The organism is Aeromonas sp. QDB30 (assembly GCF_027707645.1).
Lineage (GTDB): Bacteria > Pseudomonadota > Gammaproteobacteria > Enterobacterales > Aeromonadaceae > Aeromonas > Aeromonas caviae.
Map to the genome: position 1 here is coordinate 1 of NZ_JAPCIY010000055.1, position 21,692 is coordinate 21,692.

The window sequence follows — 21,692 nt, forward strand, 5'->3', positions numbered from 1 at the left end:
GGCGTGCATCGAGAAGACAGATTATCCCATCCCGGCAGAACTGATGCCGTCAACCCCGTCCTGGTGAATAGATACCTTGCCGCCAACTGGCAGACTCACAGACAGCATGTCACCCAGCTCAAGACTCGTCATGCCGACCCATCCGCCAACCATGTTTCCACCCGCGAACCTGTCAGGCAATCAGTTGCAAACCCACCCTCACAGAGCGTATCGCCACCGGACAATCCACCCCCGATCTGCCCCAGATGTGGCAGCACCATGGTATTGCGCACTGCCGGTAGAGGTGACAACAAGGGAAAACCGTTCTGGGGATGCCATGAATTCCCCACATGCAGGGGGACCAGAGCGCTGATGAAGTAGATGGGAAGGCTGAACGACGGAGGCATAAAACAAAGGCGGCCAATTGGCCGCCTTTGTTATTTCAGCAAATCAGCGGATCGTTGCCATCTTCTGCACGCAGCGCTGCTCGCGCTCATCCACCCGCTTGGCAAACCAGGCGGTGGTGAGGTTGCGGGTGATCTTGGGGCTCTTTAGCTGGATACCGGGCAAGATGGCGCGGGGTTGCCGTGTCCCGGCCTGTTTGTCGGCCAGGGCGAAGACCCTGTGGTAGAGATCGCTTTTGGCAAAGTCGCTGCTGTCCCCGAGCTTCAGGCTCTGGTGAATGGCCTGCTTGCTCATGTTGACGCGGCTGGCGACGCTGTGGACCGCGAGTTCGGTCTTGCCGGGCAGATCCGAGTCGTAGCGGATGAGATCCCCGTCCAGGGCCAGGGGCTTGCCACTCACCCGGCTTACCGCCGCCTGGAAGGCCGCATTGCGGCTCGCGTACCAGCCCGCATTGAAGTCGGCGAAGCGATAGAGGGTATCCGGGTAGTCCGCGGGATAGCCGAAGATGTGTTTGGTGCCAAACCAGATGCCGCCGCGACGAGTGAACACCTCGTGGCGAATGGACTCCTTCACGGGATAGGGGTACCCACGGGCGTTGGCTTCGGCAAAGGCGACGCTCACCTGCATGGGGCCGCCGGTGCGTACCGGGTTGAGATTGCCAAAGAGCTGCTTGCCCATGGGGACGCTGCCTATCATGTCTTCGAAGATCTCGCTCATCTCCCGCTCGGTGCGAAGTTTGTCGATGCGCTCGGCATAGCTCTTGCCGGTGGGGGATTGGATGGAGAGGGCCGTGCGCACCATGAACTCGGGGATGAGCAGCTTGCCGGCCCGGGCATTGATCTCCTTCCAGGCAATCTTGTTGAGGTTGGGCACCACGGGGTCCGCCTGATAGGTCGCCTCCTGCTCCGCCACCGCCAGCACGCTGCAGACGTTGTGATCGCTCACCGTCAGCCCCTGGGTGGTGAGCGCCGTCACCACGTCATTGGCCCAGCCCGGCTTGTCCACCACGCTGCGCGGCAGGAAACGCACGATACGGCTCTTCATGTCGGCCGGTTCTTGCGGCTGCATCGCCTTGGGAATGGGGCGCCCCGCCGGCGTCGCCGGGCTGGTCGGGGCGGGAGGCTCGCTGGCACAACCCGACAGCAGGGCAAGGGAAAGCAGTGACAGCCAGCGCCAATGGGCATCAAACAAGGAGTGAGAGGGGATCATGAAGGCTTCCTGAAGAGCGGGACCTGCCCCTCATCGCGAATGAGAGGGCTCGAATGCATGGAGGCGGACATTGTAGGGAACAAGTCTGACAAGATGAAGGCGGATGAACCTGCTGGCCCGCTGGCTGCGGCATTCCCTGGCGTCATCACGCCAGCTCCACCCGGTTGCGTCCCAGGTGCTTGGCCTGATAGAGGGCGAGATCGGTGCGCTGGAGCAGAGCATCCACCCCCTCCCCGCTCTGGCTGATACCCAGGGCAAGGCTCACGGTGAATCTTACCCCGTCACCTGAGACCAGCTCTTCGGTCGCGCACCTTATCTGCTCCGCCAGCGCACGGGCCTTGTCGCCCGTCATGCCGGGCAGCCAGATGGCAAACTCCTCTCCCCCAAGGCGTGCCACCACCCCATCCAATGGGCAGAGCTGGCGCAGCAGGGTGCTGAATTCACGCAGTACATTGTCGCCGATGGCGTGGCCATAGCGATCGTTGATCAGCTTGAAGTGATCGAGATCCAGCAGCAGGAGCGGCGTCCCCTCCTCTCCGTGCGCCTCCAGCACGGCGCGAAACGCCCGGCGATTGGAGAGCCCGGTCAGCTCGTCTGACATGGCGAGAGAGGAGAGCCGCATCTGGGTGCCATACATCTGCTGCACCATCAGCAGCACACCCCAGGCCGAGGCCAGCATGCCGATCGTGCGCAGGCTGTCTTCCACCGTGGAGAGCCACCAGGGCTGGAAATAGGCCTCATCCATCAGATCGATGACGCCGGAGACGAGCCAGAGGGTCAGCCCGCCGGTGAGGGAGAGATAGGTTTTCAAGGTGATCTGGGCACACTGCACCACCCAGAACATGAACAGCAGGGTCAACACGTTGAGCGCTTCGGCCAGAGCCCCGACGGTATAGAGGTTGTGCTCCGCCAGGGGATCAAAACTGGCCCCGGCCAGGATCCCCGTCAGCAGCAACAGACAGGGCAGGCTCACCAGCGCGAGACGACGGCAGGGAGGAAGCGAGAAGAACCGGGCGGGGTGAACGGATAACCTGAGGGGAGTCTTCATCATGTTTTGGGCTCCAAGCGCGCATGTCTTCTATCCCGAATGGCAGCCGTTGGCTGCCATCGCCAGCGAACCCCGACGGCATTCCTGGTGGCAAATCACTGATATTGTGGGCCGATTTTTCCATAAAAAACAATCCCCTCACCATATGGGTCAGGGGATTGTTGCAACGGGGACGGCGCGATCTGCCGTGACATCGGGGCGGGCGGCCCTTCCCTGCTCGTCCTCACGGCAAGCGGGCAGTGCCGCCTCAGGCGCTCTGGCGCAGGGCCTGATGCTGGGCGGCGCCGTTGATCACCGCCTGCAGGGAGGCGTTGACCACGTCGCGACCGACGGCGACGCCACACATCCGGGTGCCCTCGACGCTCAGCAGCACATAGGCGGCGGCGCGGGATTCGGTGCCGGCGGTGAGCGCATGCTCGGAGTAATCCAGCACATCGATGTGCATGCCGGTCTGACGCTGCCAGCCGTTGACCAGGGCGGTGATGGCTCCCTCCCCTTCACCGCACAGTTGCAGGGTGCCGTGGGGGGTCTGCAACTCCAGGCGCAGGCTCTCCTGACTGTCATGACCGAGCTGGAAGCGCCCGATGCGATAGCCGTGGGCAGGCTCGAGATAGTGCTGCTCGAACAGGGCGCGGATCTGCTCCGGGCTGATTTCGCTGCTGCTCGCCTCAGCCTCGGCCTGCACCCGGCGGCTGAAGTCGATTTGCAGCCAGCGCGGCAGTTGCAGACCGAGGTCACGTTCCAGCAGATAGGTCACCCCTCCCTTGCCGGACTGGCTGTTGATGCGGATCACCGCCTCGTAGCTGCGACCGAGATCGGCAGGATCGATGGGCAGGTAAGCCACGTCCCAGTAATGATCCGGTTTTTCTGCCGCGAGAGACTTGCGGATGGCGTCCTGGTGGCTGCCGGAAAACGCCGTGTAGACCAGCTCGCCGGCATAGGGGTGGCGCGGGTGCAGGGCAATCTGGGTGCAGGCCCCCACGGTGGCGACGATGGCATCCATGTCGGACAGGTCCAGCTCGGGGTCAATCCCCTGGCTGTAGAGGTTCATGGCCATGGTGACGATGTCCATGTTGCCGGTACGCTCCCCGTTGCCAAGCAGGGTGCCCTCAATGCGATCCGCCCCCGCCAGCACCGCCAGCTCGGCGGCGGCCACCCCGCAGCCTCTGTCGTTGTGGGTGTGGATGGAGATGCTCACCTCGGGTCGCGCCTTGAGGTGTCGGCAGAACCACTCCACCTGATCCGCAAACACGTTGGGGGTGCTCACCTCCACCGTGGCGGGGAGGTTCAGGATCATCGGGCGGGCAGCGGCGCGCCATTCGTCGATGACGGCGTCACACACCTCGACGGCGAACTCCACCTCGGTACTGCTGAAACTCTCCGGGGAATACTGGAAACTCCACTCGGTGCCCGGATTGCGGGCCGCATACTCCCGCACCCAGCGCGCCCCCTGCACGGCGATGGCCTTGACCCCGTCCTTGCCTGAGTTGAACACATAGTTGCGCTGGGTCGGGTTGACCGAGTTGTAGACGTGGACGATGGCCCGCTTCGCCCCCTTGAGGGCCTCGAAAGTGCGGGCGATCAGATCTTCGCGCGCCTGTACCAGAACCTGGATGGTGACGTCATCGGGGATGAGGTTGCGCTCGATGAGTTCGCGCACAAAATCGAAGTCGGGCTGGGAGGCCGCCGGGAAGCCCACCTCGATGTGCTTGAAACCGATGTGGGTCATCAGCGCCCACATTTGCAGCTTCTGGGCCACCGTCATGGGCTCGACCAGCGCCTGGTTGCCATCGCGCAGGTCCACGGCGCACCAGAGCGGTGCCCGCTCCAGTACCCGGTTGGGCCACTGGCGATCCGCCAGGTTGATCACGGGGGCACGGCGGTATTTGCGATGATCGAAGCTCATATTCAGATTCCCTTGACGGATGGGCGAGGCGCCGGACGACCGGGCCGACAGGCGGGTGGGGCAAGGAGGGGAAGCGGGTTGGTGCGGTAACACCGTCCCTGACGAGTCGCGCGGCGGTAACCCCGCGACCGGTTTTCCTGCGGCCCCCGTCGGTCACCGGGGCCGGCCACGGCAGCCGGATCGGGCTGCGGGCGCTGATCCTCTCGCACGCCACCTTTCGATGTGTCGGCGCAGACGACCTTGTTTGTATGAGCACCCAGTATAGGGAGGTCGTGGGGGCGAGAGATTGCGAAGATTGCACCATTTCATGTCAATTAAGCAATATGGATGCAGTGAATGTCTAATAAGGGGGTGAGTCTCACCACCCCTGATGGATTATTCGCCATCTCACCCATCTTCTTTGCTGGCGCCCCCCCGGAAGTGGCAGGGCGCAGGCAATAAAAAACCCCGCCATTGCTGGCGGGGTTTGCGTGCATCGAGCGGGCAGCGTGCTGCCGGTGCTCTTAGCGGTTGTTCACCTTCTCGTGCAGCTCCTGCACCGAGTTCACATTGGCGGTGGCATCGACACTGATGGCCATGCAGGTGGCGAAGGCCGCGTGCAGCGTGGTGGTGTAGGCCACCTTGTGCTGCAGGGCGCCACGGCGCAGCTGCTTGGAGTCCTCGATGGCCTGACGACCCTCGGCGGTGTTGACGATATAGGTGTACTCGCCATTCTTGATGCGATCCAGAATGTGCGGACGACCCTCGTGCACCTTGTTCACCAGACGCGGGTTGATGCTCGCCTCGCCCAAGGTCACGGCGGTGCCGTGGGTGGCGTCGAGGTCATAACCCAGCTCCAGCAGCTTGGCGGCCAGGTTGACCACCCGCTCCTTGTCGCCGTGGCGAACGGACAAGAGGGCGCGACCTTCGCTCGGAACCTGGTGACCGGCACCCAGCTGCGCCTTGGCATAGGCCTCGGCGAAGCTGCTGCCCACCCCCATGACTTCACCGGTGGAGCGCATTTCCGGCCCCAGCAGCGGGTCCACACCCGGGAACTTGGCGAACGGCAATACCACTTCCTTCACCGAGTAGTAGGGCGGGATGATCTCGGTGGTGAAGCCCTGTTCTTTCAGGCTCTGACCGGCCATGACGCGGGCGGCGATCTTCGCCAGCGGGGCACCGGTGGCCTTGGAGACGAAGGGCACGGTACGGGCGGCACGGGGGTTCACCTCGATGAGGTAGATCTCGTTGTCTTTCACCGCGAACTGCACGTTCATCAGACCGACCACGCCGAGTTCCAGCGCCAGCTTGCGCACCTGCTCGCGCATCTCGTCCTGGATGGCCTTGGACAGGGTGTAGGGCGGCAGGGAGCAGGCGGAGTCACCGGAGTGGATACCGGCCTGTTCGATGTGCTCCATGATGCCGCCGATAACCACATCGGTACCGTCGCAGATGGCGTCCACGTCCACCTCGGTGGCGTCGTCCAGGAAGCGGTCCAGCAGCACCGGCGACTCGTTGGAGACGCTCACTGCCTCGGCGAAGTAGCGGCGCAGGTCCTGCTCGTCATAGACGATTTCCATGGCGCGGCCACCCAGCACGTAGGAGGGGCGAACCACCAGCGGGTAGGTGATGCGCGTGGCCAGTTGCACGGCCTGCTCCAGGGCGGTGACGGTGCCGTTTTCCGGCTGCTTGAGCCCCAGACGCTCAACGGCGGACTGGAAGCGCTCGCGGTCTTCCGCGCGGTCGATGGCATCCGGGCTGGTACCAATCACCGGCACGCCGTTGGCTTCCAATGCCCGCGCCAGTTTCAGCGGAGTCTGGCCACCGTACTGGACGATGACGCCCTTGGGCTGCTCGACCCGCACGATTTCCAGCACGTCTTCCAGGGTCACCGGCTCGAAGTAGAGGCGGTCGGAGGTGTCGTAGTCGGTGGAGACGGTCTCAGGGTTGCAGTTGACCATGATGGTCTCGTAGCCGTCTTCGCGCAGGGCCAGGGCCGCGTGTACGCAGCAATAGTCGAACTCGATGCCCTGACCGATACGGTTCGGGCCGCCACCGATGACCATGATCTTGTCGCGGTTGGTGGGGTTGGCCTCGCACTCTTCGTCGTAGCTGGAGTACATGTAGGCGGTGTTGGTGGCGAATTCGGCCGCGCAGGTATCGACCCGCTTGTAGACCGGGAAGATATTGTGGCGGGCACGCAATTTACGCACTTCACCTTCGGCCACGCCTAGGATCTTGGCCAGACGGGCGTCGGCAAAGCCTTTGCGCTTGAGGGCGCGCAGGAAGTCGGCGTCGAGACCGGCCATGCCGCGCTCTTTCACCTGCTCTTCCAGTTTCACCAGCTCTTCAATCTGCACCAGGAACCAGGGGTCAATCTTGGTCAGCTTGAACACGCCGTCCATGGAGAGGCCGGCGCGGAAGGCGTCGGCGATGTAGAAGATGCGCTCGGCACCAGCATCCTGCAGCTCGTGACGGATGCGGGTCAGGGAGTCGGGGGCGTTCAGGTCAACCATGGGGTCGAAGCCGGTCTTGCCGGTCTCGAGACCACGCAGGGCCTTGTGCAGGGACTCCTGGAAGTTGCGGCCGATGGCCATCACTTCACCCACGGACTTCATCTGGGTGGTCAGACGGTCGTTGGCGCCGGCAAACTTCTCGAAGTTGAAGCGCGGCACCTTGGTCACCACGTAGTCGATGGCCGGCTCGAAGGAGGCCGGGGTACGACCACCGGTGATGTCGTTCATCAGCTCGTCCAGGGTGTAACCGATGGCGAGCTTGGCGGCGATCTTGGCGATGGGGAAGCCGGTCGCCTTGGAGGCCAGCGCAGAGGAGCGCGACACCCGCGGGTTCATCTCGATGATGACCATGCGGCCGTCTTTGGGGTTGATGCCGAACTGAACGTTGGAGCCGCCGGTCTCGACGCCGATCTCGCGCAGCACCGCCATGGAGGCGTTGCGCATGATCTGGTACTCCTTGTCGGTCAGCGTCTGGGCTGGCGCGACCGTGATGGAGTCACCGGTGTGGATGCCCATGGGGTCGAAGTTTTCGATGGCGCAGACGATGATGCAGTTGTCGTTGCGATCCCGCACCACTTCCATCTCGTACTCTTTCCAGCCGATGAGCGACTCGTCGATGAGCAGCTCCTTGGTCGGGGAGAGATCCAGACCGCGCTCGCAGATCTCCACGAACTCTTCGGTGTTGTAGGCGATGCCGCCGCCCGAGCCACCCATGGTAAAGGAGGGACGGATGATGCAGGGGAAGCCTACCATCTGCTGCACACCCCAGGCCTCTTCCATGTTGTGGGCGATGCCGGCACGGGGGCACTCGAGACCGATGCTGCGCATGGCCTTGTCAAAGCGGGAGCGATCCTCGGCCTTGTCGATGGCGTCGGCGGTGGCGCCGATCATCTCGACACCGAACTCCTTGAGCACGCCATGCTGCTCCAGCGCCAGGGCGCAGTTCAGCGCAGTCTGGCCACCCATGGTGGGCAGGATGGCGTCCGGGCGCTCTTTCTTGATGATCTCGCGCACCACTTCCCAGGTGATGGGCTCGATGTAGGTGGCGTCGGCCATCTCCGGGTCGGTCATGATGGTGGCCGGGTTGGAGTTCACCAGGATGACGCGGTAGCCCTCTTCTTTCAGGGCCTTGCACGCCTGGGCGCCGGAGTAGTCGAATTCGCAGGCCTGACCGATGACGATGGGGCCGGCGCCGAGGATCAGGATGCTCTGTAGGTCGTTACGTTTTGGCATGGCTCTCTTTATCCTCTTAGGCGCGATACTGCTTAATCAATTCAATAAAGTGGTCGAACAGACCGGCACAATCGTGCGGGCCCGGGCTCGCTTCGGGGTGACCCTGGAAGCTGAAGGCCGGACGGTCGGTGCGATGGATGCCCTGGAGCGACCCATCGAACAGGGAGACGTGGGTGGCACGCAGGCACTCGGGCAGGGTCTGCTCGTCCACCGCAAAGCCGTGGTTCTGGGCGGTGATCATCACGGTGTTGTCGTCCAGACTCTTCACCGGGTGGTTGGCACCGTGGTGGCCGAACTTCATCTTGATGGTCTTGGCGCCGGAGGCCAGGCCCAGCAACTGGTGGCCCAGGCAGATACCGAACACCGGGGTGCTGGTATCAAGGAAAGCCTTGATAGCGTCGATGGCGTAGTCGCACGGCTCGGGGTCGCCGGGGCCGTTGGAGAGGAAGATGCCATCCGGGTTCATCGCCAGTACCTCGGCGGCCGGGGTCTTGGCCGGCACCACGGTCAGGCGGCAGCCACGGTCCACCAGCATGCGCAGGATGTTGCGCTTCACGCCGAAGTCGTAGGCCACCACGTGGTATTTCAGCTCATCGGCCGCCGGGGTGACGTGACCCTTGCCGAGCTGCCAGCTACCTTCGGTCCAGCTGTAGGATTCGCTCACGGTCACTTCCTTGGCCAGGTCCATCCCCTTCAAACCGGGGAAGGCGCGGGCCTGTTCGAGGGCATGGGCTTCATCGAGCTGCTTGCCGGCCAGGATGCAACCGGCCTGGGCGCCTTTTTCACGCAGGATGCGGGTCAGCTTGCGGGTGTCGATGTCGGCGATGCCAACGATGTTGTGGGACTTGAGGTAATCGGAGAGGGATTGCTGATTGCGGAAGTTGGAGGCCAGTATCGGAAGGTCCCGGATGATGAGGCCCTGAGCATGGACCTGACTGGACTCTTCATCTTCGCTGTTGGTGCCGGTGTTGCCTATATGGGGGTAAGTGAGGGTAACGATCTGACGGGAATAGGAGGGATCTGTGAGGATTTCCTGATAACCCGTCATCGACGTGTTGAAAACCACTTCACCAACGGAACATCCCTCGGCGCCTATCGACACGCCTTTGAACACAGTTCCATCTTCCAGCACTAGCAATGCAGTGTGATTCAAGACAACCTCCAGTTATTTAGCTTTAAATTCAGCAATTTACCTGGGTGTTGCGGGCTCGGTTCCGGTCTTTGACAGGACTCGAACCCGGCAGATTTCTGGCAAATTGGGCGCATTCTACTTAAAAACGATCTCATTTCAACGTCTTTTCTCGTTTGAAATGCATCTAAATTCAATAAACAAGCAACATTACCCATTATCTATGCACTCGATTGCTTTGCAACCCCCTCTTCAAAAAGAAAAGCCAAACACAGACAACAAAGCGGCACCCGATGCCGTGCAACGTACAAAAAACCAGATTTACCACTTAATAAACAGCAAGATATAAAATTAAAAAATAAACAACACAACAGCAAAAACACCATTTTAAGCCAGAAAAATGAACACCAATAATAGAAAACGTTTTTCTTTGATTGCATTTTTAGTCTATTTCACATCAGGGCAAAATGCCCCCCGCAGGGGAATATTGAGACCCAAAGCCGTTACCCCTTGATGACATTTTTGTCGCAAGAGGGTGGCGGGCTTGTAAGAATGGCAGGATTTAGCGAGGTTCACTCAAAAAGTGATGATTAAGGCTTATTTCTACAAAAAAGTGACAAAAAACCCCGGCGGACCGGGGTTTGGCAACCAGTACGGGAGTCTGCACTCCCCCTGAAGACGGTTTATTTCAGACCGAGCACATCCTGCATGTCATAGAGACCGGCCCCTTGCTGGCCGAGCCACTTGCCCGCCCGCACTGCACCGTTGGCGAAGGTCAGACGGCTGGAAGCCTTGTGGCTGATCTCGACCCGCTCGCCGATGTCGGCAAACATGACGGTGTGCTCCCCCACCAGATCTCCGGCGCGGATGGTGGCAAAGCCGATGGTGTTCCGATCCCGTTCACCGGTGATCCCCTCACGGCCATAGACGGCGCACTCTTTCAGATCCCGGCCCAGGGTTTTCGCCACCACTTCTCCCATGGAGAGCGCGGTGCCGGACGGAGCATCCACCTTGTGTCTGTGGTGCCCCTCGATGATCTCGATGTCGGTGTACTCCCCCATCACCCTGGCCGCCTGCTCCAGCAGCTTGAACACCAGGTTGACCCCGACCGAGTAGTTGGAGGCGAAGACGATGCCGATCTGCTTGCCGGCCTCGTGCAGGGCCGCCTTGCCCGCCTCGTCAAAGCCGGTGGTGCCGATCACCATCTGCTTGCCATGAGCCAGTGCAAAGGCCAGGTTCGCCAGGGTCACCTCGGGGCGGGTGAAGTCGATGATGAGATCGAATTCGTCCTTCACCTTCTCAAGACTGTCGCTGATGATGACGCCAAGGCGCCCCAGGCCGTTGAGTTCACCCGCATCCAGACCGATCACGGCAGAGCCCGGTCGTTCCAGCGCCGCTCCCACCACCACGCCCTCGGCGTTGGCGATAGCCTCCAGCAGCACCTTGCCCATACGACCATTACAGCCCATCACGGCCACACGGATCGGATTGTCCATCTCCACCCTCTCATCTCTTTATTATGGAAAGAGACCGTTTTACCAGCCCGCGTCCCCTTTGAAAAGCCCGATCTGGCCCGCTAAACCAACCCGACATTTAAACGATATATTCATTAAAAACAGAATAAATAACGGAATAACCAGGCAAGTCAGAATCTCGAAGTAAAAAGCCCTATCCATCTGGACGGCTATCTTGACCCGGGCGGGCCGACTCACTACTGTTGGCCCCCCATGGTGGCAGGATGCCCGCCCTGTGCCCGCCCTGGAGGCGCCACAGGCAACGACAGGAGGTCATTGTTCAAGTTTCGAGGAACACATGATCCAGACCCAACCCCGTGCCAGAGCCCTGCTGCCCCTTCTGGTCTTTCTTGCCCTCTTCATCGGTACCGGTACCTGGCTGACCCTGCAGGGGGTCGAGTTCGCCTTCTACCAGCTCCCCGCCCCCGTTGCCGCCCTGCCCGCCGTCATGCTGGCGCTGATGCTGGGCAAGGAGGGCTTCAACAAGAACCTTGAGACCTTCTTCAAGGGGGTGGGCGAGAGCAACATCATGGCCATGTGCCTCATCTATCTGCTGGCGGGCGCCTTCGCCACCGTGGCCAAGGCCACCGGCGGGGTGGATGCCACGGTCGCCCTCGGCCTCTCCCTCATTCCGGGCTGGTGCCTGCTGCCGGGGCTCTTCCTCATCTCTGCCTTCATTGCCACCGCCATGGGTACCTCCATGGGCACCATCGGCGCCGTGGCACCGGTGGCGCTGGGCGTCGCCCAGGCCGCCGGCATCGATCCGATGCTGATGGCGGGGACCATCCTCTCCGGCGCCATGTTCGGGGACAACCTCTCCATCATCTCAGACACCACCATCGCCGCCACCCGCAGCCAGGGCTGCGAGATGAAGGACAAGTTTCGCGAGAACATCAAGATTGCCGCCCCCGCCGCCGTGCTGGTGATCCTGCTCTATCTGGTGCTGGGCTCCACCGGTGAAGCGCCGGCCCCCACCGCCGAAGCGGACTTGCTCAAGGTCGCCCCCTATCTGCTGATCCTGGTGCTGGCCCTCTCTGGCATGAACGTCTTCATGGTACTGGGGCTTGGCATCCTGGCGGCCGGTGGCGTGGGGCTGCTTGGCAGCTACTCCCTCGGCCAGTTCAGCAAGGACATCTATCAAGGCTTCACCAGCATGCAGGAGATCTTCCTGCTCTCCATGCTCATCGGCGGTCTGGGTGCCCTGATGGAACGCCAAGGGGGGCTCGCATGGATAAGTGAGCGCATCGCCGCCCTGATTGCCCGCTTCACCCGCCACCACGATGGCGAGCAGAACGAGAAGGCGGCCGAGCTCGGCATCGCCGGCGTGGTGAGCCTCACCAACCTGTGCACCGCCAACAACACCGTGGCCATCATAGTCGCGAGCAAGGTGGCCAGGGATCTGGCAGACCATCACGGGGTCACCCCGCGCCGCGCCGCCTCCATGCTGGACATCTTCTCCTGCGTGGTGCAGGGGCTGATTCCCTGGGGCGCCCAGGCGCTGCTGCTGGGTTCCATCTTCGCCCTCTCGCCGATCCTGGTCGTGAGCATGAGCTTCTACCCCATGGCGCTGGCACTGGCCGCCATCGTGGCCGTCTTCCTCAAGCACCAGATGGGCGCAGTGGCTCCCGCCCCCCACCGTTCCTGACACCCGACCTCAGGGGCCGCCCGGCTGGCGGCCCCGCCATCAGCTTTTCATCCCGTCGGCCCCTTGCTAAGGTAGCGCCAGCCCACCTTTGCCCAGGAGTCCCCATGCCGGATACCCAACCCGAACGCCAGAACCTGCGCCAGCTCATTCGCCAGCGCAGAAAAAGCCTGAGCCAGGCCGAGCAGCAGGCGGCGGCCCAACAGCTGGTCGAGCGCTTCCAGGAACATCCCGGCATCCTCGCGGCCAGGCGCATCGCCCTCTATCTGGCCAACGACGGGGAGCTCGATCCCCTGCCCGCCATCCACTGGCTGTGGGCCCGGCAAAAGGAGGTCTACCTGCCGGTGCTGCACCCCTTTACCCCGGGTCACCTGCTCTTCTTGCGCTACACCGCCACCACCCCCATGACCCGCAACCGCTACGGCATCGCCGAGCCCGAGCTCGACGTGCAGCAGGTGCTGCCCCACAGCATGCTGGACATCATCTGCACCCCGCTGGTGGCCTTCGATGAGGCTGGCAACCGCCTCGGCATGGGGGGCGGCTACTACGATCGCACCCTCGCCTGCTGGCACGAGCACCAGCTCGGCCCAAGACCCCTGGGGCTCGCCCACGATTGCCAGCAGGTGGATGCCGTCCCCCGGGAGCAGTGGGACGTGCCGCTCCCCCAGATCATCACCCCCAGCCGCAGCTGGCACTTTGCCTGATGAGGCGAGAGCGCCCCCTTCGGTTCAATAAACAGGCAAACGATTTACATCTTGGGGATTTTTGCGCCGGAACGTGAGCACCATGGTCGCTCTGGGGGGGATGCTTGGATATAATGCGCCCGCTTTTTCCATAAGGATCCATCATGACTCAAGATGAAATGAAGAAGGCGGCCGGTTGGGCTGCGCTCAAATACGTGGTACCCGGCACCATCGTCGGGGTGGGCACCGGCTCTACCGTCAATCACTTCATCGACGCACTGGCGACCATGAAAGACCAGATCAAGGGCGCGGTGTCGAGCTCCATCGCCTCCACCGAGCGCCTCAAGGGTCTCGGCATCCCGGTGTTTGACCTCAACGACATCGATGCCCTCTCCGTCTACGTGGATGGTGCCGACGAGATCAACGCCAGCCGCGACATGATCAAGGGGGGCGGCGCCGCCCTGACCCGCGAGAAGATCGTCGCCGCCGTGGCCGACCAGTTCATCTGCATCATCGACAACACCAAGACCGTCGACGTGCTGGGCACCTTCCCCCTGCCGGTGGAAGTGATCCCCATGGCCCGCGAATACGTGGCCCGCGAGATCCGCGCCCTTGGCGGCAACCCGGTGTGGCGTGAAGGGGTGGTGACCGACAACGGCAACATCATCCTGGACGTCAAAGGCATGGCCATCACCGATGCCAAGGCTCTGGAAACCCGCCTCAACAGCATCGTGGGCGTGGTCACCAACGGCCTGTTCGCCCACCGTGGCGCCGACGTTGTGCTGATCGGCACCCCCGAGGGTGTGCTCACCAACTAAGGCCTGCTCCCCGGACCTCTCCCTCCGGGCAAGCCCCCGCCCCGGTCAGTCAATCTGACTGCCCCAAATGGACAACGGCGCCTCATGGCGCCGTTTCTGGTTATCCCTCAATGGCTTGTAGCAGCACATCTGCAACAATCGTTGATAACTTCAAAGAATTTGACTTTCGTCACAAATATTCCCTCTCCCAAACGTTTTTGCTACTTTACGGTTTTCTTCACACTGCAAGCCTGAACGCATTTTTCAAAACAATAGAGGGAACGTCATGACAGCCAAGTTTTCGCTGGACAAGGATAAGATCAAGGTACTGCTGCTGGAGGGAGTCCATCCCAACACGGTGGAGACCTTTCGGGCAGCCGGCTACACCAATGTGGAATATCTGAAGACGTCCCTGTCGGAAGAGGAGTTGATCGAGCGCATTCGTGACGTGCATTTCGTGGGCCTGCGTTCACGCACTCAGATCACCGAGAAGGTCCTGGATGCTGCAACCAAGCTGGTGGCCATCGGCTGCTTCTGCATCGGCACCAACCAGGTCTCCCTCGACGCCGCCCACGTGCGCGGCATCCCCGTCTTCAACGCCCCCTTCTCCAACACCCGCTCCGTGGCCGAACTGGTACTGGGGGAGATCCTGCTGCTGCTGCGCGGCATTCCCGAGAAGAACGCCAAGTGCCATCGCGGCGTTTGGGAGAAGCTGGCCAACCGCAGTGTCGAAGCCCGCGGCAAGAAGCTCGGCATCATCGGCTACGGCCACATCGGCACCCAGCTTGGCATCATCGCCGAGATGATCGGCATGAAGGTCTACTACTACGACATCGAGAACAAGCTCTCCCTTGGCAACGCCATCCAGGTGCCGAATCTGGTGGAGCTGCTCAACATGTCTGACGTCATCAGCCTGCACGTACCGGAAACCGCCTCCACCAAGGATCTCATCGGTGCAGAGCAACTGCGCATGATGAAACCGGGCGCCATCTTCATCAACGCCTCCCGCGGCACCGTGGTGGACATCGACGCCCTGGCCGACGTCATCAAGAGCGGTCACCTCTCGGGCGCCGCCATCGACGTCTTCCCGGTGGAGCCCAAGTCCAACGACGAGGAGTTCCTCACCCCCCTGCGTGGCCTGGACAACGTGATCCTGACCCCCCACATCGGCGGCTCAACCCAGGAAGCCCAGGAGAACATCGGTCTGGAAGTGGCCAACAAGCTGGTCAAATACTCCGACAACGGCTCCACCCTCTCCGCGGTCAACTTCCCGGAAGTCTCCCTGCCCGGCCACAAGGGCTCCAGCCGCCTGTTGCACATTCACCGCAACCAGCCCGGCGTGATGAACCAGATCAACCAGATCTTCGCCGACGAGGGGATCAACATCGCCGGTCAGTACCTGCAGACCAGCAGCGAGATCGGTTACGTGGTCATCGACGTCGAAACCGAGCACAGCGAGAAGGCCCTGGCCCGTCTCAAAGAGATCAATGGCACCATCCGTGCCCGGATCCTGCACTGATAAACCCTTATCTGCGCAGCAAAAAGCCCGTCGTGATGACGGGCTTTTTTATGTCAGAAGAAAGCTTGCTCTCGCAACCTACCACCAGCCCAGCAGGTTGCGGCCCACCAGGGCACCCCACACCAGGGCATTGAGGGCCAGGGCGATGAAGACGGCGGCGGAGCCCAGATCCTTGGCGCGGCCCGAGAGTTCGTGATGCTCGGAGCCGATGCGATCCACCACCGCCTCCACGGCGGAGTTGAGCACCTCGACGATCACCACCAGCCAGCTGATACAGACGAGCAGCAGGATCTCGTTGAGGGAGTCACCTATCCAGAATGCCAGCGGCATCAGCAGCAAGATGAGCAGCAGCTCCTGACGGAAGGCGGCCTCGTTGACCCAGGCCGATTTGAGACCTTTCATGCTGTAACCGGTTGCGTTGATGATGCGGGTGATCCCGGTCGCGCCTGGCTTTGCCACGATAACTACCTCATTTGAAATGGCTTTTGGGTTCACATCCTATCAGAGCCGCCCAAGGTTTCCATCGGGTGACTTTTGCTTTATTTTATTCCCTTGCATTTTGGCATCCCGCCCACCTTATCCACTCGAGAATTGAGTCGTATGTCCATTCACACCGATGAATTGCGCACCCGTCGCCTGGAGGCCCTGATCACCCCCAGCGAGCTGGCGCACGCCTTCCCGTTAACCGACACCATCGCCCAGAACCTGCTGGATGCCCGCCGCCAAGTGGAAGCCATTCTGTCCGGTGAGGATCAGCGCCTGCTGGTCATCGTCGGCCCCTGCTCCATCCACGATCCCGCCGCCGCCCACGAATACGCCCTGCGTCTGAACACCCTGCGTGAAGAGTACAAAGAGAGCCTGTGCATCGTGATGCGCACCTACTTCGAAAAGCCGCGCACCATCGTCGGCTGGAAGGGGCTCATCAATGATCCGCGCCTGGACGGCAGTTTCGACGTCAATGAAGGGCTCAAACTGGCCCGCAAACTGCTGGTGGACATCAACGAGACCGGCATGCCCACCGCCACCGAGTTCCTCGACATGGTGACCGGCCAGTACATCAGCGATCTCATCACCTGGGGCGCCATCGGCGCGCGCACCACCGAGTCCCAGGTTCACCGGGAGATGGCCTCCGCCCTCTCCTGCCCGGTGGGGTTCAAGAACGGCACCGACGGCAACACCCGCATCGCCATCGATGCGGTGCGCGCCGCCCGTCACAGCCACATCTTCTACTCCCCGGACAAGGACGGCAAGATGACCATCTACCGCACCGCCGGCAACCCCTACGGCCACGTGATCCTGCGCGGCGGCCACAGGCCCAACTACGACACCGCCAGCATCGACGAGGCGTGCGAGGCTCTGGCCCAGGTGGGCCTGCCGGAGCGCCTGGTGGTGGACTTCAGCCACGGCAACAGCATGAAGGATCACCGCCGCCAACTGCTGGTGGCCCAGGATATCTGCGATCAGCTGCGCCGCGGCCGCACCGGCATCGCCGGCATCATGGCCGAGAGCTTCCTGGTGGAAGGGCGTCAGGACGTGGAGAACGGCTGTGCCGCCACCTTCGGCCAGAGCATCACCGATGCCTGTCTGTCGTGGAGTGACACCGAAACCCTGCTGGCCATGCTGGCAGAAGCCGCTCAGGTGCGGCTGGACAAGCAGAAAGCCTGAACAACCGCTCAACGCTCTCTCTACCAATTCAAAGAGCCAGGCATCACGGATGCCTGGCTCTTTTCATGTCCACAGTGATTCACTCGCCCCCTTGGCTTCACTCAGCCTCTGCAGGTTTTCAATGCTGTATCCGTAGTCGACGGAGCAGCTCCCTTCTCCCACTTGTTTCAAAAGAATGGGAGAAGGGCTGGGGATGAGGGGGAAGCCCGCCTCACAGGCTCGGCATAAACCAGGTGCGGCCGGCCGCCTCGATGCGATCGGTGCGGATCTGGAACACCCGCTCCAGCAGCGCCTCGTCGATGATCCCGACGTCCCCTTCCCCCACCACGCGGCCCTGTTGCAGGCAGAGCACGCGATCCGCCCAGTCGATGGCCAGATTGATGTCGTGGATGGCCACCACCACCAGCAATCCCTGCGCGGCCAGCTGCTTGAGCAGCCGCAGCAGCGCCATCTGGTGATGCAGATCCAGCCCCGCCAGGGGTTCGTCCAGCAGCAGCACCCGCCCGGTCGGGTTGAGGCTTGGCCACAGTTGCAGCAGAGTGCGGGCGATCAGCACCCGCTGCTGCTCCCCCCCGGACAAGCGGCTGAAGTCCCGTGCCAGCAGGGGCGCCAGTTCCAGGGCGTCGCACACATCCGCCACCGCCTGTGCCTGGGCATCGGGGCCCCCCTCCTCCAGCCCCAGGCTCAGCACCTGGAACACCGGGATGTGGAACAGCTGGGGCTGGCGCTGGGGCAGCATGGCGCGCCGCGTTGCAAGCTCGGGCCAGCTCAGGGTCGTGATGACCTCTCCTCCCAGCAAGACGGCGCCATCGGCGGGCAGCAGGCCCGCCAGGGCCCCGAGCAGGGAGGACTTGCCGCTGCCGTTGGGGCCGAGCAGGGCCACCAGCTGACCACCGAACCAGGCCAGATCCAGGGGGGCGAGGCGATGGGGGATGGCCAGGGCGCGGGCCTCCAGCCGCCAGGGGGCGGGATCAGCGGGACACATCGGCATCTTGCCTCAGCAGCAGATAGATAAAGAGCGGGGCGCCCACCGAGGCGGTGATGACCCCGATGGGCAACTCACCGGCGTGCAGCGCCGAGCGGGCCACCAGATCGGCCCCGAGCAGCAGGGCGCCACCCCCAAGCGCCGAGGCGGGCAGCAGGAAGCGCTGATCGCTGCCACCGCACAGGCGCAGCAGGTGAGGCACTACCAGGCCGACGAAACCGATGACGCCGCACAGGGAGACCGCCACCCCGGTGAGCAGGCAGACCGCCAGCACCAGGCGTACCCGCATGCTGTCCACGTTCAACCCCATAAGGCGGGCCTGGGTCTCCCCCAGCAGCAGTTGTTGCAGTGCCCGCCCCTGCCAGCAGAGCCAGCCGAGGGTGAGGGGCAGCACCAGCCACCACCAGGCAAGCTGCTGGCTGCCGTAGGCGAGGCTGCCCATCATCCAGAACATGAATTCCCGCAAGGCGCCGTCGTCGGCGAAATACATCAGCCAGGTCATGGCCGCATTGGTAAGGATGCCGATGGCGACCCCGAACAGCAGCAGCCGCCCATGGCCGAGCCGTGCCCGGCGTGCGAGACGGATGAGCAGCATGGTCACCACCAGGGCGCCGCCAAAGGCCGCCAGCGACAACCCCCAGCCCGGCAGATAGAGCCCGAGCCCCTTGGCCACCGCCATCGCCACCATGGCGGCCAGCCCAGCGCCGCTCGAGACGCCGAGCAGGCCGGGTTCCGCCACCGGGTTGTGCAGCATCACCTGGAGCACGGCACCGCCGCAGGCAAGGGAGGCCCCCGCCAGCAGGGCCAGCAGGGCACGCGGCAGGCGCAGCTCCAGCAAGATACGCAGCTCCAGATCCCCCAGTGACTGCCAGGGCAGCAGTACGAACTCCCCGAGGGCGAGAGAGAGCAGGAACAGGGCCAGGGTCAGCAGCGACAGCAGGAGCAGCCAGCGGCGCTGCCAGCGCTGCTGGCGACGGATGAGAGCGAGATACACGGGATCCCCAAGAAGCGAGGCCCGCCGGGGGGCAGGCAGGAAAGCTGCATGATAACAGCGCGTTACCACCCAAGGTCAAGGCTGGTAGGGCTTGGCCAGCGCCGCTATCTCGCCGCTCTCCACCATGGCTTGCAACGCCTGCGCCAGCTTGGGGCCCAGCTCGTGGTGGGGTGAGTGCTTGCTCATCCCGAGGTAGAGCACCACCGGGTTGGGGGGCTGGAAGGGCGCCTTGACGAGGCCGGCGTCGTTGCGCTGGCTCAGGGCGTAATCCACCTGGCAGTCGGTCCCTATCATCAGGGGCAGGTGGCCCCGCTCTACCATGCGCTGCAACTGGTCTTCGGTGGGGACCCCGTGCTTGTCTAGCTGGGTGTCGCCATCGAAGGGGGGGAAGTAGGCGGAGTTGAGCACATAGCCTATCTCGCGGCCTCGCAGATCCTCGTAGCGCCTGAGACCGGCCACGGCGGCGGGCTTGCCATAGAAGGCAGGCCGGCACTGGTAATAGGACGGCTGCAGGTAGTCGATGAAGGCGGCCCGCTCCTCGGTGTGAGCCAGCCCTATCATCAGATCCACCTGACCGGTCTGCATCTGTTTGAGTGCCCGTCCCCAGGGCACCCGTTTGAGGGTGAGCACAATGCCGCTGCGTGCCTGCAACTGGCGCAGAATGTCGATATCCAGCCCCTGGAAGTCGTCGTTCTCTGCCAGCATGCGAAACGGCGGCCAGACATCGGTGGCCACCGTCAGGGTCGGCGCACCTTGCGCCCAGCAGGCAAACAACAGACAAAGCGCACCCCAGCTTGTCTTGCCCATCCAGCTTTCGCCTTCTTTTGTTACATCCTTGTGAGCTAAAAATACCCTCAAGCACCACTTATGAAAACCCATGGAGTCGAGATAAAATGCATTGATTTAAAAGGAGAACCTAATGAACCCCATCATGACCAGTATCGGCCTGCTCATCTGCAGCAACGTCTTCATGACGTTTGCCTGGTACGCCCATCTCAAGAGCATGAATCACAAACCCTGGATCATCGCCGCCCTGGTGAGCTGGGGGATAGCACTGTTCGAATACCTGTTGCAGGTGCCCGCCAACCGCATCGGCCACACCGTGCTCTCCGTCGGCCAGCTCAAGATCCTGCAGGAGGTGATCACCCTCACCGTGTTCGTTCCCTTCTCCATCTTCTATCTGAAAGAAGATCTGAAGTGGGACTACCTCTGGGCAGGTCTGTGCATCCTGGGCGCGGTCTTTTTTGTGTTCCGCGAAAAACTGACCGGCGCCTGAGGCTGTACACTCAAGCCATTCATCATCCCCCAGCCCTTTGAGCGACGAGGCCCCTCATGGAATTGAGAGACATGCTGCAGATCCTGGCCAAACAGGACGGTTCCGATCTCTATCTCTCCACCGGCGCCCCCCCCTGCGCCAAGTTCAACGGCGCCTTGCGCCCCCTCACCCAGGAGCCCCTGGGGCCGGGCGAGGTGGCCCGCATCGCCTACGACATCATGGATCTCGAGCAGAAACAGCAGTTCGAGAAAGAGCTGGAGATGAACCTCGCCATCTCCCTGCCCCAGATAGGCCGTTTTCGGGTCAACATCTTCAAGCAGCGCAATGAAGTCTCCCTGGTGGCGCGCAACATCAAGACCGAGATCCCCCGCTTCGAGGATCTCAAACTCCCTCCGGTGCTCCTCGACACCATCATGGAGAAGCGGGGTCTGGTGCTCTTCGTCGGCGGCACGGGGTCCGGCAAGTCCACGTCGCTCGCGGCCCTCATCGATCATCGCAACCGCAACAGCGGCGGCCACATCATCACCATCGAGGATCCGGTGGAGTTCGTCCATCGCCACCAGAAGAGCATCATCAACCAGCGGGAGGTGGGGGTGGATACCCGCAGCTTCCACGCGGCCCTGAAGAACACCCTGCGCCAGGCGCCGGACGTCATCCTCATCGGTGAAATCCGCGATCGGGAGACCATGGAGCATGCCCTCGCCTTCTCGGAGACCGGGCATCTGGCCATCTCCACTCTGCACGCCAACAACGCCAACCAGGCGCTGGATCGCATCATCAACTTCTTCCCGGAAGAGCGCAGACCCCAGCTGCTCAACGACCTTGGCAACAACCTCAAGGCCTTTGTCTCCCAGCGGCTGGTGAAGACCACGGACGGCGGGCGCCGGGCGGCGGTGGAGGTGATGCTCGGAACCCACACGGTGCGCGATCTCATCAAGCGCGGCGAGTTTGGCGGCCTCAAGGAGATCATGGAAAAATCCAGGGCCCTTGGCATGGTGACCTTCGACAGCACCCTGTTCGATCTGGTGGTCGAGGGGGTGATCGACGAGGAGGAGGCGGTGAAGAACGCGGACTCCCAGAACAACCTGCGCCTCAAGATCAAACTCTGGCGGGAGAAGGGCCAGATTGGCAACAGCGCGGCGGCGAGCGGCTGGAGCCTGGAGCCCACCAAGGACGAGGGCGACCTCTTCTGAGACGGGCACGGCGGCCACGA

17 protein-coding genes and 1 pseudogene are annotated in these 21,692 nt (G+C 62.5%); 8 read left to right on the forward strand and 10 right to left on the reverse strand.

Annotated features, from left to right (window positions below):
• Positions 1-75: 75 nt before the first annotated feature.
• Positions 76-360, forward strand: a pseudogene (locus tag PG896_RS21220) (nuclease); the annotation flags it as partial.
• A 69-nt stretch (positions 361-429) separates the two neighbouring features.
• Here the strand turns inward: PG896_RS21220 and PG896_RS15200 are convergent.
• The 6 genes from PG896_RS15200 to dapB form a co-directional block, all read right to left on the reverse strand.
• Positions 430-1,593 carry a DUF1615 domain-containing protein gene (locus PG896_RS15200; RefSeq protein ID WP_270835881.1) on the reverse strand — a complete coding sequence of 388 codons (1,164 nt, stop codon included), beginning with the start codon at positions 1,591-1,593 and terminating at the stop codon, positions 430-432.
• A 145-nt stretch (positions 1,594-1,738) separates the two neighbouring features.
• Entirely contained in the window at positions 1,739-2,644 is a 906-nt protein-coding gene (locus tag PG896_RS15205) for a GGDEF domain-containing protein (protein ID WP_050485241.1), read from the reverse strand.
• A gap of 244 nt (positions 2,645-2,888) precedes the next feature.
• Positions 2,889-4,547: a 2-isopropylmalate synthase gene (gene leuA, locus PG896_RS15210; RefSeq protein WP_171865004.1), complete on the reverse strand. Its 1,659-nt coding sequence runs from the start codon at positions 4,545-4,547 to the stop codon at positions 2,889-2,891.
• A gap of 503 nt (positions 4,548-5,050) precedes the next feature.
• Positions 5,051-8,275 carry a carbamoyl-phosphate synthase large subunit gene (gene carB, locus PG896_RS15215; protein ID WP_041213100.1) on the reverse strand — a complete coding sequence of 1,075 codons (3,225 nt, stop codon included), beginning with the start codon at positions 8,273-8,275 and terminating at the stop codon, positions 5,051-5,053.
• Positions 8,276-8,291: 16 nt separating this feature from the next.
• Positions 8,292-9,428 (reverse strand): glutamine-hydrolyzing carbamoyl-phosphate synthase small subunit, encoded by a 1,137-nt coding sequence (gene carA, locus PG896_RS15220; protein ID WP_113977424.1) that lies wholly within the window; start codon positions 9,426-9,428, stop codon positions 8,292-8,294.
• 659 nt (positions 9,429-10,087) lie between these two features.
• Complete coding sequence (gene dapB / locus PG896_RS15225) at positions 10,088-10,900, reverse strand: 4-hydroxy-tetrahydrodipicolinate reductase (protein ID WP_010675190.1); 813 nt, start codon at positions 10,898-10,900, stop codon at positions 10,088-10,090.
• 316 nt (positions 10,901-11,216) lie between these two features.
• Here dapB and PG896_RS15230 point away from each other — a divergent pair, with 316 nt between their 5' ends.
• The 4 genes from PG896_RS15230 (at position 11,217) to serA (ending at position 15,559) form a co-directional block, all read left to right on the forward strand.
• A complete protein-coding gene (locus PG896_RS15230; RefSeq protein ID WP_270835882.1) occupies positions 11,217-12,563 on the forward strand; it encodes a Na+/H+ antiporter NhaC family protein in 1,347 nt (448 codons plus the stop codon).
• Positions 12,564-12,667: 104 nt separating this feature from the next.
• Positions 12,668-13,264, forward strand: a complete 597-nt coding sequence (locus PG896_RS15235) for a 5-formyltetrahydrofolate cyclo-ligase (protein WP_039040382.1) — start codon at positions 12,668-12,670, stop codon at positions 13,262-13,264.
• 143 nt (positions 13,265-13,407) lie between these two features.
• A complete protein-coding gene (gene rpiA, locus PG896_RS15240; protein ID WP_167825849.1) occupies positions 13,408-14,061 on the forward strand; it encodes a ribose-5-phosphate isomerase RpiA in 654 nt (217 codons plus the stop codon).
• 265 nt (positions 14,062-14,326) lie between these two features.
• The gene (serA, locus tag PG896_RS15245) at positions 14,327-15,559 is read left to right on the forward strand and encodes a phosphoglycerate dehydrogenase (protein ID WP_039040384.1); all 1,233 of its coding nucleotides are present in this window, start codon (positions 14,327-14,329) and stop codon (positions 15,557-15,559) included.
• Between the two features lie 78 nt (positions 15,560-15,637).
• On the opposite strand, the gene PG896_RS15250 is transcribed toward serA, so the two are convergent.
• A complete protein-coding gene (locus PG896_RS15250; RefSeq protein ID WP_052816484.1) occupies positions 15,638-16,018 on the reverse strand; it encodes a diacylglycerol kinase in 381 nt (126 codons plus the stop codon).
• Positions 16,019-16,159: 141 nt separating this feature from the next.
• Between PG896_RS15250 and PG896_RS15255 the strand changes: the two genes are divergently transcribed.
• The gene (locus PG896_RS15255; RefSeq protein ID WP_010675196.1) at positions 16,160-17,224 is read left to right on the forward strand and encodes a 3-deoxy-7-phosphoheptulonate synthase; all 1,065 of its coding nucleotides are present in this window, start codon (positions 16,160-16,162) and stop codon (positions 17,222-17,224) included.
• 211 nt (positions 17,225-17,435) lie between these two features.
• Here the strand turns inward: PG896_RS15255 and PG896_RS15260 are convergent, their stop codons facing one another.
• The 3 genes from PG896_RS15260 to PG896_RS15270 all read right to left on the reverse strand — a co-directional run bounded on the left by PG896_RS15260 (position 17,436) and on the right by PG896_RS15270 (position 20,010).
• Positions 17,436-18,209, reverse strand: coding sequence for an ATP-binding cassette domain-containing protein (locus tag PG896_RS15260; protein ID WP_103858267.1), 774 nt, complete (start codon positions 18,207-18,209; stop codon positions 17,436-17,438).
• Positions 18,196-19,203: a vitamin B12 ABC transporter permease BtuC gene (gene btuC / locus PG896_RS15265; protein ID WP_270835883.1), complete on the reverse strand. Its 1,008-nt coding sequence runs from the start codon at positions 19,201-19,203 to the stop codon at positions 18,196-18,198. Before btuC ends, PG896_RS15260 begins: the two co-directional genes overlap by 14 nt.
• Before the next feature lie 75 nt (positions 19,204-19,278).
• The gene (locus PG896_RS15270; RefSeq protein WP_069785238.1) at positions 19,279-20,010 is read right to left on the reverse strand and encodes a substrate-binding periplasmic protein; all 732 of its coding nucleotides are present in this window, start codon (positions 20,008-20,010) and stop codon (positions 19,279-19,281) included.
• Between the two features lie 112 nt (positions 20,011-20,122).
• On the opposite strand from PG896_RS15270, the gene PG896_RS15275 reads away from it, so the two are divergent.
• Complete coding sequence (locus PG896_RS15275) at positions 20,123-20,479, forward strand: DMT family protein (RefSeq protein ID WP_010675200.1); 357 nt, start codon at positions 20,123-20,125, stop codon at positions 20,477-20,479.
• A gap of 56 nt (positions 20,480-20,535) precedes the next feature.
• Positions 20,536-21,672 (forward strand): type IVa pilus ATPase TapW, encoded by a 1,137-nt coding sequence (tapW, locus tag PG896_RS15280; protein ID WP_029314740.1) that lies wholly within the window; start codon positions 20,536-20,538, stop codon positions 21,670-21,672.
• Positions 21,673-21,692 lie beyond the last annotated feature (20 nt).